Source organism: Bartonella sp. AP1QHHD (assembly GCF_042196265.1).
Taxonomy (GTDB): domain Bacteria; phylum Pseudomonadota; class Alphaproteobacteria; order Rhizobiales; family Rhizobiaceae; genus Bartonella.
Window position 1 is genome coordinate 64,245 of record NZ_JBHIPW010000006.1, and the last position, 15,629, is coordinate 79,873.

General features: G+C 39.7%; 12 protein-coding genes. 3 read left to right on the top strand and 9 right to left on the bottom strand.

Annotated elements, in window-relative coordinates:
* Positions 1–20: 20 nt before the first annotated feature.
* Entirely contained in the window at positions 21–1,010 is a 990-nt protein-coding gene (locus ACFIME_RS00910; protein WP_375661919.1) for an asparaginase, read from the bottom strand.
* Positions 1,011–1,230: 220 nt separating this feature from the next.
* Here ACFIME_RS00910 and hslV point away from each other — a divergent pair, with 220 nt between their 5' ends.
* Both hslV and hslU read left to right on the top strand, forming a co-directional pair.
* A complete protein-coding gene (gene hslV / locus ACFIME_RS00915) occupies positions 1,231–1,812 on the top strand; it encodes an ATP-dependent protease subunit HslV (RefSeq protein ID WP_375661918.1) in 582 nt (193 codons plus the stop codon).
* Positions 1,813–3,123, top strand: a complete 1,311-nt coding sequence (hslU, locus tag ACFIME_RS00920) for an ATP-dependent protease ATPase subunit HslU (protein ID WP_375661917.1) — start codon at positions 1,813–1,815, stop codon at positions 3,121–3,123.
* 19 nt (positions 3,124–3,142) lie between these two features.
* Here the strand turns inward: hslU and ACFIME_RS00925 are convergent, their stop codons facing one another.
* From ACFIME_RS00925 to rpsO, 3 genes are all read right to left on the bottom strand, one after another.
* Positions 3,143–4,138, bottom strand: coding sequence for a class I SAM-dependent methyltransferase (locus ACFIME_RS00925; protein WP_375661916.1), 996 nt, complete (start codon positions 4,136–4,138; stop codon positions 3,143–3,145).
* A 72-nt stretch (positions 4,139–4,210) separates the two neighbouring features.
* The gene (gene pnp, locus ACFIME_RS00930) at positions 4,211–6,406 is read right to left on the bottom strand and encodes a polyribonucleotide nucleotidyltransferase (protein WP_375661915.1); all 2,196 of its coding nucleotides are present in this window, start codon (positions 6,404–6,406) and stop codon (positions 4,211–4,213) included.
* 252 nt (positions 6,407–6,658) lie between these two features.
* Complete coding sequence (gene rpsO / locus ACFIME_RS00935; protein WP_005774142.1) at positions 6,659–6,928, bottom strand: 30S ribosomal protein S15; 270 nt, start codon at positions 6,926–6,928, stop codon at positions 6,659–6,661.
* Between the two features lie 314 nt (positions 6,929–7,242).
* Here rpsO and ACFIME_RS00940 point away from each other — a divergent pair, with 314 nt between their 5' ends.
* Positions 7,243–8,871, top strand: coding sequence for an MFS transporter (locus tag ACFIME_RS00940; RefSeq protein ID WP_375661914.1), 1,629 nt, complete (start codon positions 7,243–7,245; stop codon positions 8,869–8,871).
* Between the two features lie 460 nt (positions 8,872–9,331).
* Here the strand turns inward: ACFIME_RS00940 and truB are convergent, their stop codons facing one another.
* The 5 genes from truB to nusA all read right to left on the bottom strand — a co-directional run bounded on the left by truB (position 9,332) and on the right by nusA (position 15,611).
* Positions 9,332–10,294, bottom strand: a complete 963-nt coding sequence (truB, locus tag ACFIME_RS00945; protein ID WP_375684359.1) for a tRNA pseudouridine(55) synthase TruB — start codon at positions 10,292–10,294, stop codon at positions 9,332–9,334.
* A 4-nt stretch (positions 10,295–10,298) separates the two neighbouring features.
* Positions 10,299–10,706, bottom strand: coding sequence for a 30S ribosome-binding factor RbfA (gene rbfA, locus ACFIME_RS00950; protein ID WP_375633973.1), 408 nt, complete (start codon positions 10,704–10,706; stop codon positions 10,299–10,301).
* A gap of 121 nt (positions 10,707–10,827) precedes the next feature.
* A complete protein-coding gene (infB, locus tag ACFIME_RS00955) occupies positions 10,828–13,347 on the bottom strand; it encodes a translation initiation factor IF-2 (protein ID WP_375684360.1) in 2,520 nt (839 codons plus the stop codon).
* The gene (locus tag ACFIME_RS00960) at positions 13,344–13,979 is read right to left on the bottom strand and encodes an RNA-binding protein (protein WP_375633975.1); all 636 of its coding nucleotides are present in this window, start codon (positions 13,977–13,979) and stop codon (positions 13,344–13,346) included. Before ACFIME_RS00960 ends, infB begins: the two co-directional genes overlap by 4 nt.
* A complete protein-coding gene (gene nusA, locus ACFIME_RS00965) occupies positions 13,980–15,611 on the bottom strand; it encodes a transcription termination factor NusA (RefSeq protein WP_375634589.1) in 1,632 nt (543 codons plus the stop codon).
* Between the last annotated feature and the right edge of the window lie 18 nt (positions 15,612–15,629).

Genomic DNA, 15,629 nt, shown 5'->3' on the forward strand with positions numbered 1-15,629 from the left:
AGATAATAGATCATTTTTCATTAACTTATAGTCCAGTCATTCCAGTTTGCACGGATTTGTGCTAATGAGTGCCCTTGCGCCAAAAAAGTCCATAAAAGTAGACGCGCTTTTACGGCTGATAAATAACCAGACATGAGAGCACCAGAAGCAATCATATCGATTTCGGAGCCTTTATAGCCATAAGTTATACGAGTTGTTGAGCCATTACAACAACGACTAGCAATAATGATTGGTATTTTTTGTGCATATTGTTGTACAAGGTCTGCTTCTTGAAAACTACAGTGTCCTGCACCAAAACCAGCAATAACAACTCCAGCATAATACCCACTTTCAAGGCATAGTTTCATTAATTTTGCATCAGATGATAAAGAGGAATAGAGGAGTGCAATTTGATGATCATGGTTTTGGGGAAGATCAAACGTTTTTGGGAAAAATTTTCGATCATTGAAATAAATAAGTTTTCCCTCTAAAATAGTTCCTAAAACACCTGCAAGACCTGATTGAAATGTTTCGACTTTGATGGTATGGCTTTTATAGAGCCAATAAGGTGAATGAATTGCATCATTTATGACAACGAGAACGCCCCTGTTACGACTTTGTGTGGCTGCTGCGACACGAGTGGCTGCTAAAATGTTGGCGGGGCCATCGGCGCCTGCTTCATGAGGCATGCGCATAGCACCGGTTATGATGAGTGGTTCGGCTTCTTGCCAATAAAGAGAAAGAAAAAAAGCTGTTTCTTCCAGAGTATCAGTCCCTTGTGTTAAAACAATACCTTCTGCACCAGCGTTTATTTGTTGTTTTGCCCACTTAATTATTTCAAAAAGCATTTGAAACGATAAAGATCCACTTGGTATTTGCATTAATGTTTGTGCATGAATATCAGCAACGTTATTTAAATCAGGAACACTTTTTATGAGGTTATCTGAAGTTAAAGTCGGTTGCATGTGACCAAAACTATCAGCAGTCATTGCAATTGTTCCACCTAAGGTCCCTATGGCTATTTTTTTCATAATTTTCCTCTAAAAAGCACAAACTGTTTATATAAAGCTATTTAGCAGTAATTTACATTGACAACAATGATATCATTTTTCCATTTTCAACAAATTGAGTTATGCTGAATCATTGTGTTTTGCTGTATATGTTCTTAAATAGGACAATAGTAATTGAGTTTTACATTGTATGAAAAGAAATCAATATTAAAAAGTAAAGTTAATATTAAGGAGTTTCCTTATGACAGAACATAAGCCAGACATAATGTATGGTACAACAATTATTACGGTACGAAAAAGTGGAAAAGTCGTGATGGCCGGGGATGGTCAGGTCTCTCTTGGACAGACAATTATGAAAGGCAATGCACGTAAAGTGCGTCGTCTTGGAAAGAACGGAGTGGTTATTGCTGGTTTTGCTGGTGCTACGGCAGATGCTTTTACATTACTGGAGAGATTGGAAACAAAGCTTGAGCAATATCCTGATCAGCTTATGCGTGCTTGTGTGGAACTTGCAAAAGATTGGAGAACAGATCGCTATTTGCGTCGTCTCGAAGCAATGATGCTCGTGGCTGATAAGAAAGTAACTTTGGCTCTAACAGGGCTTGGTGATGTCTTAGAACCAGAAGATGGGGTTATGGCAATTGGCTCTGGAGGAAATTTTGCTCTTTCAGCAGCGCGTGCACTCATGGATTTGGATTTGGATGCAGAAACTATTGCTCGTAAAGCTATGGCTATTGCCGCTAAAATTTGTGTTTACACCAATGATCATTTTACGATTGAAACATTGGATGCAGAATTATCTTCTTTAGAGAAAGCTATTTAAATGTGTGTTGTATTTTCCCCTCGTGAAACTGTTTCTGAACTTGATCGTTTTATTATTGGCCAAAATGATGCCAAACGCTCTGTAGCTATTGCACTACGCAATCGGTGGCGTAGGCAACAGCTTGATGAGCCGATGCGTGAAGAAGTTATGCCAAAAAATATTTTAATGATAGGGCCAACAGGAGTTGGTAAAACTGGTATTGCACGTCGATTAGCAAAACTTTCTGGAGCACCTTTCGTTAAAGTAGAAGCGACTAAATTTACTGAAGTTGGTTATGTGGGACGTGATGTTGAGCAAATTATTCGAGATCTTGTTGAAATTGCCATTTCTCTTGTGCGTGAAAAGAAACGGGATGAAATAAAAGAAAAGGCTCACGTGAATGCTGAAGAGCGCGTTTTAGATGCCCTTGTTGGTAAAACAGCCAGTCCCGCTACCCGTGATAGTTTTCGCAAAAAATTGCGTGAAGGTGAATTGGATGAGAAAGAGATTGAAATTGAAGTCGCCGATAATAATAGCAATAGTGCTTCAACCTTTGATATTCCTGGTATGCCTGGGGCACAAATGGGTATTATGAATTTATCAGATATTTTGGGTAAAATGGGCAGTCGTACAAAAGTTCGTAAGACGACAGTAAGGGATGCTTTTAAGCCGCTTATTGATGATGAATCTGAAAAACTCCTTGATCAGGATCAAATTATTCAAGAAGCGCTTCGTGTTGCTGAAAATGACGGTATTGTTTTTATTGACGAGATTGATAAAATTGCAACTAGGGATGGTGGAGCCAGTGCTGCCGTTTCGCGTGAGGGCGTTCAACGGGATCTTTTGCCTTTGGTTGAAGGAACAACGGTTAGTACAAAATATGGGCAAATCAAAACAGATCATATTCTTTTTATTGCCTCAGGTGCATTTCATGTTTCCAAGCCATCTGATTTATTACCGGAACTTCAAGGACGTTTGCCCATCCGTGTGGAGCTCAACCCTTTAACAAGGGAAGATTTACGGCGCATTCTAACGGAACCAGAAGCTAGTTTGATTAAACAATATATTGCTCTTATGGCAACAGAAGAGGTTCATTTGGAAATTACCGATGATGCAATTGATGCTTTGGCAGATATTGCTGTAGATTTAAATGCAAGGATTGAAAATATAGGGGCACGTCGTTTGCAAACCGTGATGGAGCGCGTTTTGGATGAGATTTCTTTTACGGCGCCCGATAAAGCTGGAACATCGTTTAAAATTGATGCTGCTTACGTGAGAAAATCTATTGGTGAGCTTGCTGCTGATATCGATCTTTCCCGTTTTATTCTTTGAAAGTTATTGCTTGTTTTGTTTATCTGCGCGCTTCGATAATTTTGAAACCATGGGCTTGTTCATGTATCAACACTGTGCGGAAAATATTTTTTAATAATGTTTCATAAGGCAGGTGGCGGTTTGCAACAAAAAGCAGGCTGCCGCCTGGTTTTAGGCACTTTGCAGCATTTATAATAAAATTTTTTCCTAATGAAACATCTGTCGTTTGTTGTGTGTGAAACGGTGGATTTGAAATGATTGTGTCATATAGATTTGTGATAGGTTCATGCACAAGGTCATGCCAATAAAAATGAATTGGAAAAGGAGCAGTTATGGATTTAAGGTGCCTTTTTGCTGCTCTCAAAGCGTTGTAGTCTGCTTCATAAAGGTCTAGAGCGGTGAGTTTTTCACTTCGTTCAAGTGCAACGTGAGAAAGATAGCCCCATCCAGCACCAAAATCAGCTGTTTTTCCAGAAATAACTTTGGGCATATAAGAAGCAAGTGCAGCGGATCCCGGATCAATACGTCCGTGTGAGAACATACCAGAAGTGGTTTGAAATTTACCAAAAGTGAGCGGTGGTGAGCGCAATTGTGCAATGTTATGTCTCTCAATTTGTTGAGGAACTTGCAACCAAAATACAAGACCATGATTTTTAGACAATTTGTTGGTGATGGGAACAATTGTTTTGACCCACTTCATCATTGAAGCAGCACCAGCAGTTTTATTCCCACTGATTACAATCCATCCATTGGGTTTAACGCATTCTAATAAATCAAGAAAACAATTTTGGTTAAAACCACGATATTTGCTCAAATGTAAAAATGCACCATCATAGCTGAAGGTTTTATCTATTTGGGGAGAGCAGTGAAATTGAGTATCGACAAATTTTAAAAAATCTGGTCGCCAAGGCGTAATAACTTTTAAATTCTGTGCCCATTCTGGAGCTGGGATTTCTGTTAAACCGAAACTTAACCAACATTGGTTTGGATCAGGATATGGGAGTTCATGATTTTCAAAAGGCAAAAATAATAACACATATGACTCTTTCAAAGAAAAATGCCACTCCAATGTTGGGATGGCATTTCATGATACGATAAGAGGAAAAACTTACTCTTCTTTTTTCTTACGGCGGCGCTTATTTTCAGGTTGTTTTTTTTCATCCACGCACTTTTCTTCATTCATCGCTTTATCACCGGTGATTTCCTTTCCGGTTTTTTGATCAACAACCTTCATTGATAACCGAACTTTTCCACGCTCATCAAAGCCCATTAATTTAACCCAAACTTTGTCACCTTCCTTCACAATATCGGTTGTTTTGGTGACGCGTTCTGATGCAAGCTGAGAGATATGAACGAGTCCATCACGAGAACCAAAGAAGTTTATAAATGCACCAAATTCTGCAGTTTTTACAACTGTTCCTTGGTAGACAGCACCAACTTCAGGCTCATCGACAATAGAATGGATCCAGCGTTTTGCTGCTTCAATGGTTTTAGCATCAGCAGAAGCAATTTTAATGGTACCATCATCTTCAATATTAATTTTTGCTCCAGTTTGTTCCACGATTTCCCGAATAACTTTACCACCAGAGCCGATAACATCACGGATTTTATCGACAGAAATATTCATAACTTCGATTCGTGGAGAAAATTCACTCAGCTCAGCACGTGCACTGGTTAAAGCTTTCGCCATCTCATTGAGGATATGGATTCGTCCACCTTTGGCTTGTTCAAGCGCGATTTTCATAATTTCTTCGGTAATACCATCAATTTTGATATCCATTTGCAAGGCAGTAATACCATTTTCTGTTCCTGCGACTTTGAAATCCATATCTCCAAGATGATCTTCATCCCCTAAAATATCAGACAGAACAGCAAAGCGTTCTCCTTCTTTAATCAAGCCCATGGCAATACCAGCAACAGGGCGTGCTAGAGGAACGCCGGCATCCATGAGAGCAAGTGAGGTCCCACAAACCGTTGCCATAGAAGAAGATCCATTGGATTCAGTGATTTCTGAGACAGCACGAATAGTATAAGGAAAAGATTCTTTCGTTGGCAACATGGGGTGAATTGCTCGCCATGCCAATTTGCCATGTCCAATTTCACGACGACCAGGAGAACCAAGGCGTCCCGTTTCACCCACTGAAAATGGTGGGAAATTGTAATGGAGAAGGAATGTTTCCTTATACATTCCCGTTAAGGAATCAACATATTGTTCATCTTCACCAGTTCCTAGTGTTGCAACGACAATAGCTTGTGTTTCTCCGCGGGTAAAGAGTGCTGATCCATGTGTGCGGGGTAAAATACTTACTTCTGATTGGATAGGGCGCACGGTAGAAAGATTGCGTCCATCAATCCGCTTTTGGGTATCAAGAATATTCCCGCGAACAATTTTTGCTTGCAACTGTTTAAATACGGTTGCAATTTGATCTGCACTAAACTTACAGTCTTCTTCTGTTTCTGGCATAAATTTACTGAGGATTTTTGTCTTTAGTGCATCAATTGCAGCATAACGTTCTTGCTTATCAGTAATTGTGTAAGCCTTTCGTATATACTGTTCTGCCATTTTCTGCATTGTTTTTTCAAGTTCAGAAAGATCTTCAGGAACAAAATCACGAGGATCTTTTGCAGCAACTTCAGCAAGCTTTATAATGGCATCAAGGACAGGTTGAAGGCCTTTGTGACCAAACATCACGGCACCCAACATGATATCTTCCGGTAATTCTTGTGCTTCTGATTCAACCATCAAAACAGCACTTTCTGTTCCAGCAACAACAAGATCAAGTTTTGATTCAGGCATTTCATCAATATGAGGATTGAGAACATATTGTCCATTACAATAGCCAACGCGGGCACCAGCTATAGGACCCATGAAAGGAACACCTGACAGGGTCAATGCAGCAGAAGATGCAATCATCGCAAGGATATCGGGATTATTTTCGAGATCATGCTGTATAACGGAAACAATCACTTGCGTATCATTTTTATATCCCTCAACGAAAAGGGGACGAATTGGGCGATCAATCAAACGTGAAACCAAAGTTTCATTTTCACTTGGTCGACTTTCACGTTTTAAATAGCCCCCAGGTATTCGACCAACAGCATAGGATTTTTCTTGATAATTAACGGTGAGTGGAAAAAAGTCCTGGTCTGGTTTTGGACTTTTGGCTGATACAACGGTTGCTAAGACAATAGTTTCTCCATAGGTAGCAATCACTGCACCATCAGCTTGACGTGCTATTTTCCCTGTTTCAAGGGTGAGAGGACGCCCAGCCCATTCAATTTCTATCTTGTGCGTTTTGAACATTTTTTATCCTTAATGACCAGTGTTTAAATCTTTGATTGCTCACATTCTGGTTTTGCGTAGCATATTTCCAAGCTCTGGGGTGGACAACATACTTTTTATCTTTGTTACGAGAATAGAGAAGTAAACTGCCTTAAATGCGAAATGATGAGCAGTCCTATCCCATAATAACTTGTCAGTTTTTAAATTTTTTAATTAAAAGCAACACGTTGAAAAAATGGGTGGTTTTTTTTAAACACCACCACCATTTTTCTTTTAGCGACGCAAACCTAACTTTTTGATAAGTGTCTGATAACGATTTTGGTCAACTCCTTTAAGATAATCAAGAAGACGCCGACGTTGAGACACCATCTTCAAAAGACCACGACGAGAATGATTATCCTTTTTGTGAGATTTAAAGTGGTTTGTTAAATTAGAAATACGTTCAGAAAGTACAGCAATCTGTACTTCTGGTGATCCTGTATCACCAACTTTATTTGCGTATTCTGCGACAAGAGCTTGTTTACGTTCAGCTGTAATCGACATCGTATTATCCTTTCCAAAAACGAAGAAACATAAAGTCACCCATAGCCGAGATGTCGTTCAGCAAGGGTCTGTGAGGAAACAAGAAGAGTCAAAGACTCTTACCTATTTTCGTCCTTATATAGGAAAGAAGGTTAAAATACTAGTCCTTTACAGCATTTTGAAGTCTTTCTTTAAATAAAAGCTTTTGTTTTGAAATATTGATTTAAATAGAGTTTTATGAGAAGTTTTTTAAAGAATTATGCATCCTTTTGATACAAAGATTATGAGCGTGTGTGTGATAACAAAGATGATAAATACCGATTTGGAGGAAAAAGATGCAGAGCATTTCAACATTAAAACTTTTTCGTAATTCGGTATTTCGAAATCTATGGTCATCTACTCTTATTTCTAATTTAGGGGGGCTGATACAGGCTGTTGGAGCAGGGTGGTTAATGGCGTTGATTAGTTCTTCGCATTCCATGGTTGGGCTTGTTCAAAGTGCCACAACATTACCACTTGTTATGTTTTCTTTGATGGCAGGGGCATTAGCGGATAATTTTAATCGGCGTCAAATTATGTTGTGTGCGCAGATTATGATGATGGTCATATCCATGAGTTTATCTGTTTTAGCCTATATGGGATTTCTAACACCTTGGCTTTTGTTATGTTTTACGTTTTTGATTGGATGTGGTACAGCTTTTTATAATCCTTCTTGGCAAGCAACGATAGGAGATATTGTGAGCAGGGAAAATATTCCTGCTGCTGTTAGTTTGAATAGTGTCGGCTTTAATTTGATGCGGAGTGTTGGTCCTGCTATTGGTGGTGCCATCATTGCAACTTTGGGGGCATCTGCTGCTTTTTTGTTTAATGCTATAAGCTATATTCCTCTTATTGGTGCGTTGTTTTTCTGGAAGTCGAATTATGAAAACAACTCATTGCCACGAGAAAGGCTGTTAGGAGCTGTCTCAGATGGTTTGCGTTATGTTGCGATGTCACCTAATCTCCTGAGTATTATGGTTCGAGCGTTCCTTTTTGGTATAGGAGCAATTTCTATTTTAGCACTTTTGCCAATTGTTGCGCATAAAGTTCTTGGAGGAAGTGCCCTTCTTTATGGTACATTGCTCGGTTGTTTTGGGTTAGGAGCCATGACAGCAGGTATTATTAATGCAGTTGTACGGCATCATTTTCGTTCAGAAACAATTATTGCAAGTGCATTTATTGGTTTTGCCTTTTCTTGCTTTTTATTGGGAATAAGCCGTTCACTGATTATAAGCCATATTGCTTTATTTCCTGCAGGGTTATGTTGGGTTTTGGCATTATCATTGTTTAATACATCTGTACAACTCTCTACACCACGCTGGGTTGTTGCACGTTCTTTAGCACTTTATCAAACGGCATCTTATGGGGGGATGGCTATTGGAAGTGCAGTCTGGGGAGTTTTGGCTGATGGTTATTCTCCAACAATTGCTTTGAGCGTTTGTTCTCTATTCTTGATTTTTGGTGCTCTTGCGGGGGTAAAATTTAGAATTCAAGAAATTCCTCAGATAGATTTAAATCCTCTTGATCATTTTAGAGAGCCGGAATTATTACTTGACCTCAAAGCAAGAAGTGGCCCGATCATGATAATGATCGATTATAAAATTCATGAAAATGATCTTGAAGAGTTTCTCAAAGTGATGACGCGTCGACGCCATATTCGATTACGTGATGGTGCGCGTCAGTGGGTCCTTTTACGAGATCTTGAAAGACCTGAATATTGGACAGAGGCTTATCATATGCCAACATGGGTAGATTATCTACGCCATAATCATCGTCGTACAAAAGCAGATGCAGAAGTCAATAAGCGTCTGCGTCATTTAAATTGTGCTCCTAACGGTATAAGAGTGCACCGCATGATTGAACGCCAAACAATACCTCAAGCCAATGAGATGCTTTTAAAAGTTTCCTCTGATCATCTCCCTTAGGGTTAAAACAGTTTTTGTAAATATTAAATATAATTAATATTATTTCGATCAATTTGTTAGCATAATCATAAAAAAATTGCTGTTTCAATATTTAATGCATTGATTTATAATGGTTATTTGTTATTTTTCATGTTGAGTGATAGTTCTGAAAATCTTAAGCTTTTCTCGTTTCAAATCTATTTAGAGTAAATCAGTCCATATCTTTGCTTGTACATTATAAACGAGGACTAAAGTATGAGTAAAAAACGATTAAAAAAGAAATAAAAAGCCTCTTATGAATCCTTTAAATGCAAGGATTGTTGCGACATTAAGAGGAAAAAGTGTGTGGTGGTGTTAGCTTATAGCACTGACTTAAATTTTGATATGAATACGGTAAATATAGACAATGAAAAGCACCATATGTTTCTTAATTGATAGAGAAAAATATCTTTCCGCAAAAGGTGGTTGGGAAAAGAATCGATTAAATTGTGAAAATCCGCTTTGGTTTAAATAGACCTTTGTCGAGAGTGCCAATAGCAAGAAGTTGTTCCTTATAGAGGACACAAACTTCCTTTTCATCAAGAGGTACTTTGTGATGATTCAAGAGGATAGAATGGCCTCTTATAATCCTCTGTGCTTGAGTTTCATTAAGGATATAGTGAGGAAGGCAATCCAATGCGGCGCTTGTGTCAATTAAGAGCTCATCAAGTGTTGAGAAGTTTTTTTCAAAAGAACGATTATTTTCATCTGTAGTGTTTTTATTTGGCGGAATGGCTGCTTTTAGTTCCTCCCATGTAATGAGATCTTCTTCATCAAAAGGTGCGACGGCAATACGTCTTAAATCAGCAATATACCCATAGCAACCGAGATCACGTCCCATATCGCGTGCTAAAGAGCGCACATAAGTTCCTTTTCCGCAGGTTATTTCAAAGACAGAATGCTCTTTGGTAGGCATTTCTAATAACTTGAAAGTTTCTATTTCCACTTCACGGGGCGGAATTTCAACAACTTCCCCTTCACGCGCTAAATCATAGGCACGATTTCCGGCAATTTTGATTGCTGAAAATTGTGGAGGTGTTTGCAAAATAACACCTGTATATTGAGGAAGAAGAGCAAGTATTTCTTCTTGTGTTGGACGTATGAGAGAAGTTTTCGTTATTTCTCCTTCTAAATCATCTGTTGAGCGCTCTTGCCCCCAAGCAATATGAAAACGGTAAGTTTTTTTGCCTTGCATCACGTAAGGGACGGTTTTGGTTGCTTCGCCCAATGCAATGGGAAGGAGACCAGAAGCAAGAGGATCAAGTGTACCCGCATGTCCTGCCTTTTGAGCATGGAAGAGCCATTTGATTTGTGAGACAGCTTCTGTTGATTTCATTCCTTTTGGTTTATCAAATATGACCCAGCCAGAAACAGGACGCCCTTTTTTCTTGTGTTGCCGCGTCATATCTTTAATCCTCATCTGTATCACTATGGTGAAGATCGCGCGCAACCTCAGGCGAGCGAAGGAGGGCATCAATTTTTGAAAAATTATCAAAACTATTATCAATTCGGAAACGCAGTTCTGGCATATATTTCATTTGTCGCAACGCATGACTGATTTCTCCACGGAGAAAACGACTATGTTTATTGAGGGTATCAACAACATCGGTATGAGAAGCATTTTTAAGAGTGCTGAGAGGTGATACAAAGCAAGTAGCAATTTTTAAATCTGGTGACATGCGTACTTCAGAGACAGAAATAACAATATCTTTTAAGATATCATCAAGCAAAATATCACGCTGTAATATATGCGCTATTGCATGACGTACTTGCTCTGCTACTCTAAGTTGCCGTTGTGATGGCCCTGCATTTTTCATCAAAGTTTTATCCTTGCTACAAGATCTCTTTTTTGACCATTTAGATAAGTAAAAAGAGATATTGTGTATAAAACCTAATAACTTTTCTCATTTCACAACAGAGTAAAGTTATTGGATTATTTTATAATGTGCGATTAATATGTTCGATACGGAAGGTCTCAATGATGTCTCCTGCACGCATGTCTTCATAATTTTCAAAGGCTATTCCACATTCTTGACCACTTTGCACTTCATTGACTTCATCCTTAAAGCGTTTGAGTGTTTTCAGCTTTCCTTCGTGAATAACGATATTATCGCGGATAAGGCGAACACCGGCTCCTCGTTCTATTTTACCTTCTGTAACACGACATCCTGCAACTTTTCCAATTTTTGTAATGTTAAAGACTTCTAGAATTTCAGCATTACCAAGGAAAGTTTCACGCTGTTCTGGTGAGAGTAATCCAGACATGGCAGCCTTGATATCGTCAACAAGATCATAAATGATGTTGTAATAACGAATCTCAATTCCTTGTGTTTTAGCAAAATCACGTGCTTGCTTATTGGCTCGAACATTAAAGCCAATTACAGCAGAGTTAGAAGCTTCTGCAAGAGAAATATCACTTTCGGTAATTCCTCCAGCACCAGAATGTACAATACGTGCACGAACCTCATCATTTCCAAGTTTTTCCAATGCTGAAGCAATTGCTTCGATTGATCCTTGCACATCCCCTTTTATAATAAGAGAAAATTCCTTAACACCAGTCGTTTGCAATTTTGTCATCATTTGCTCAAGAGAACCACGCGAACCAGTTTGCCGCGCAACAGCTTTATCACGTGCTAATCGTTGTCGATATTCAGAAATTTCACGTGCTTTTGCTTCATGTGTGACAACAGCAAAACGGTCTCCGGCTTGTGGTGTTCCTTGCATGCCTAAAATTTCAATTGGTGTAGAGGGAACGGCTTCTTTGACATGGCGGCCATGGTCGTCAATCAAAGCACGCACACGACCCCATTCATTTCCAGCAACTATAATATCAGAAGGGTGTAATGTACCTTTTTGAACAAGAACTGTTGCAACAGACCCACGTCCGCGATCCAATTTGGCTTCAATGATAACGCCCTCTGCAGTTCGTTGGGGATCTGCTTTCAGATCAAGCATTTCAGCCTGAAGAAGGATAGCTTCGAGAAGTTTATCAAGATTTTGACCAGTTTTAGCAGAAACTTCAACGTCCAAAGTTTCACCACCCATAGTTTCAACAAACACTTCATGTTGTAGAAGTTCTGTACGCACTTTTTGTGCATTCGCAGCTGGTTTATCAATTTTGTTGATAGCAACAATGATAGGTACACCAGCAGCTTTCGCATGATTGATTGATTCAATCGTTTGAGGCATAACACTATCATCAGCGGCTACAACGAGAACAGCAATATCAGTAACACGAGCTCCGCGTGCACGCATAGCCGTAAATGCAGCATGGCCTGGTGTATCAATAAAGGTAATTTTTTGACCGTTTTGTTCTACTTGATAGGCACCAATATGCTGCGTAATACCTCCTGCTTCGCCAGAAACAACATTTGCTTTACGAATAGCATCCAAAAGAGAAGTTTTTCCGTGGTCAACATGGCCCATAATGGTTACAACAGGGGCGCGCTGCTGCATGTTTCGAGGATTATCTGTTATATTAAAGATACCTTCTTCTACGTCAGATTCTAAAACACGTTTAACAGTATGGCCAAATTCAACAGCGATGAGTTCGGCAACATCTGCATCAATAACATCGCCAGGTTTCATCATTTGTCCTTGTTTCATCAAGAATTTAATCACATCAACAGAACGCTCAGTCATACGTTGTGCGAGCTCTTGAATGGTAATCGTTTCAGGAAGAACAACTTCGCGAGAAATTTTTTCTCTTGGTTCTTGATTTTGTGCACGCTTAAACTTTTCCTGTCTACGCCGCATTGCAGCCATTGAGCGCCCACGTGCGCTTCCTTCTTCATCCAGTGCACTATTCAGAGTTAGCTTTCCGCGTCTCCGCTCATCAGCTCCTTTGACAACTTTGGGTACACGTATTTCTGATTTAGCAGGATTAGCACGTCGACTATGCCGTTCTTCCTCATTATTGTCATCTATTTTGCGTTTTTCAACCACGGTTGTCTGTTTAGTGGCAATAGGAATATCTGCCTGTTCAATGAGAGGGGGAACAGGTGGAATCTGCACTGGCGATATTTCTTCTTCTTGTTGGAGATGGATTTCTTTTTCTTTAATTTCTTGCTGTAAAATTTCTTCACGCTCTTTAGCGCGTCTTGCTTCTTCTTCGGCTTGTTCTCGCGTTATTCTTTCTTGGATATGTGCTTCTTCTAACGCGCGAAGTCTCGCTTCCATTTCAGTTGATGAAAGATTGCTTTTGGCCACAGATTCTTGAGGCTTTTTTTCCTCAAAACGCGGTTTAGAACGCTGGGGGGCCACATGCGGCTTTGTAATGGGCTGTAGGGTTTCAGCTTTTTCATCAGGTCGCGTAATTTTACGCCGTTTGGTTTCGACAACGACAGCCTTCGTACGGCCATGACTAAAATTTTGTTTAACCATGCTCGTTTCCAAGACAGACCTCTTGAGAGTTAGTATCTTCTTGACCGTTGTTTTGTCGTTGTTATTTTCACTCATTGTACTTCCTTCACGGCTTGTGCCGTCATCTCACTAGACTTACTATGCTTGTCGTCACGATAGCTGATCAATCTACATGTCGTTTTGAGAAATCCTTCAGCAGCTTTTGTGTCCAGTAAGGCCGCGTGCATTACAGGATTAGAGCCAAAAGCCACTCGCATTTCATCATTTGTAAATAAAGATATGGTTTTTATAGTCCGATTTGTTTGTTGTTGTATTGAATGGATGGCCTGTGCAATTTTTCGTTTCCCATCTTCTGTTGTTTCTTTAGCATGAAGTACAAGAATAACTTTACCAGAGCGGATAGCAGCGTCAACCTTTGTTGCTCCCATAACAATTGCTCCCGCTTTTCGTGCCATGGAAAGGCTTGAAAGAGCGGCTTTTAGTAAAAGCGTATCAACAACATGCACAAGATTTGGTGTAACTTCAACATCTGTTTTAAAATTTCTATGAAAAGCTTTCTGTTTGATTGCTTTCTCAATAACAGCGTGATGGGCAGAAATCCAAACGCCACGTCCTGGTAAATTCGCTTTAAGATCAGGAACAATTTGGTTATTGGGACCAATAACAAAACGGATCAGCGTTTGTGCTGAAGCATTTTTTCGGGTCACAATGCAAGTCCGTTCATTCATTTAAAGTGTATCCACATCCAAATCATCTGTTTTTTCATTTTCTGCAGAGTTTTCATCTTCTACAGGATTTTCTGTAACAAGATCAGCTTGGTCTATCCAGCCTGCTTGTACACGTGCGGCTAAAACCATAGCTTCTGCATCTGCGCGTGTAATGTCAAAAGGGGTTAAAATACCAGAAAAATTCTGTGTTTGACCTTCTTTACGTTCTCTCCAACCAGCTAAATCATCAACGGCATAGCCAGCAAAGTCTTCTATTGTTTTTACACCATCCTGACCTACAGCAACCAACATAGCACTTGTCATTCCAGGAAGTGTTCGCAACTCGTCAGAAACTCCGAGCTTTTTGCGTTTTTCATCAAGTTCTTTTTCTTGATGATCAAGATATTCGCGGGCACGACTTTGGATTTCAGCGGCGGTATCATGGTCAAAACCATCAATAGAAGCGATTTCTTCAAGATCAATATAGGCGATTTCTTCAATAGAAGAAAAACCCTCTGATGCCATAACCTGTCCGATCATTTCGTCAACCTCTAAGGCTGCCATAAACAATTTACTCCGTTCAGTAAATTCTTTTTGACGATTTTCAGATTCTTCCTTTTCCGTTAAAATATCAATGTTCCATCCTGTTAGTTGCGAAGCCAAGCGAACATTTTGCCCACGTCGTCCAATAGCAAGGCTAAGTTGATCATCTGGCACAATAACTTCAATCCGTTCAGCATCTTCATCAAGGATGATTTTAGAAACTTCAGCAGGTTGCAGTGCATTAACGACAAATGTTGCCGCATCAGGCGACCAAGGAATAATATCAATTTTTTCGCCTTGTAATTCAGCAACAACAGCTTGTACACGACTTCCTCGCATTCCAACGCATGCTCCAACAGGATCAATGGAACCATCGCGTGAAACAACGGCGATTTTAGCCCGTGAACCTGGATCACGAGCAACAGATTTGATTTCTATAATACCATCATAAATTTCTGGTACTTCCATAGTGAAAAGTTTTACCATAAATTGGGGATGTGTGCGTGAAAGGAAAATTTGTGGACCACGCGTTTCACGGTGTACATCATTGACAAAAGCACGAATGCGATCTCCATAGCGGAATGATTCACGAGGAATTAATTCATCACGGCGAACAATAGCTTCACCGCGTCCTAGATCAACGATGACGTTACCATATTCCACACGCTTAACTGTACCAGAAATAATTTCACCAACTTTATTTTTGAATTCTTCATATTGCTGATCGCGCTCTGCATCGCGTACTTTTTGTACAATAACCTGTTTAGCAGATTGTGCTGCGATACGTCCAAAATCCATAGGAGGTAAAAGATCAGCAAAAAAATCACCAATTTTTGCTTCTGTTTGACGTTTGAGAGCATCAGACAAAGTAATTTCCGTTGTATAGTCTTCAACGACATCAACGATTTTAAGCAGGCGCTGTAATTTAATTTCACCTGTTTTAGAATTGATTTCAGCACGAATATTGGTTTCTTGACCATAACGAGAACGTGCTGCTTTTTGAATAGCATCAGCCATCGCAGAAATGACAATTTCACGGTCGATTGACTTTTCACGTGCAACAGCATCTGCAATTTGCAGAATCTCAAGCCTGTTAGCGCTTGTAGCCATCAATTTTCTCCTTCTTTG